This is a genomic window from Wolbachia endosymbiont of Wuchereria bancrofti (assembly GCF_002204235.2).
Classification (GTDB): Bacteria; Pseudomonadota; Alphaproteobacteria; order Rickettsiales; family Anaplasmataceae; genus Wolbachia.
Map to the genome: position 1 here is coordinate 1 of NZ_NJBR02000037.1, position 595 is coordinate 595.

The window sequence follows — 595 nt, forward strand, 5'->3', positions numbered from 1 at the left end:
GAGCAAAAGCAACAAAAAGTGAATATCTTTACAACAAATCTCCAGAGCTAATTGAAGCAGAACAAAATCAGGCCATAATTTTACGCATAGCCTTAGAATTTCCTGAATTCAGGGCTAATTTGAATTATATTGTTTTTCCCCAAGAATACAATACTCTTCTATTTCTTTACATTCTTTTGCAAATAAATCTTGTATGTATAATAATTTTATGTTAGAGTTATTACGTGCCATGTTTTGTATTATAGGAAGGCTTAATTAATATAAAATTCATAAATAATTATATAGCTTAAAATGATATAAACATTTATTTTAGGCTATTATTTTATAGCGTAAAATTTTAAGTGACAAAAATTATGATATATAATATCATAGTTAACTAGTGCAACAGCTGATTGGCTGCCACACTAAAATTTAAAGAGATTGCTTACATGCAAATTTCTCTTTTAAGTATAATTTTCAAAATCAATTAGAGGGAGTTATATGTCTTATAATATTGCTGGTGAAGTTGAAACGTTAAGCAAAAGGTCTAACAAAGATGAAGGGGTTACATTACTAAATAACCCAGCTTATCGTGAAAAGTATAGGGAACGTTTTG

General features: G+C 27.9%; 2 pseudogenes. Both read left to right on the plus strand.

Features of this window, described 5'->3' with window-relative positions:
- A pseudogene (locus tag CCY16_RS05785) lies at positions 1-215 on the plus strand (DNA primase); the annotation flags it as partial.
- 265 nt (positions 216-480) lie between these two features.
- Positions 481-595: pseudogene (locus CCY16_RS07095) on the plus strand (DUF2671 domain-containing protein); the annotation flags it as partial.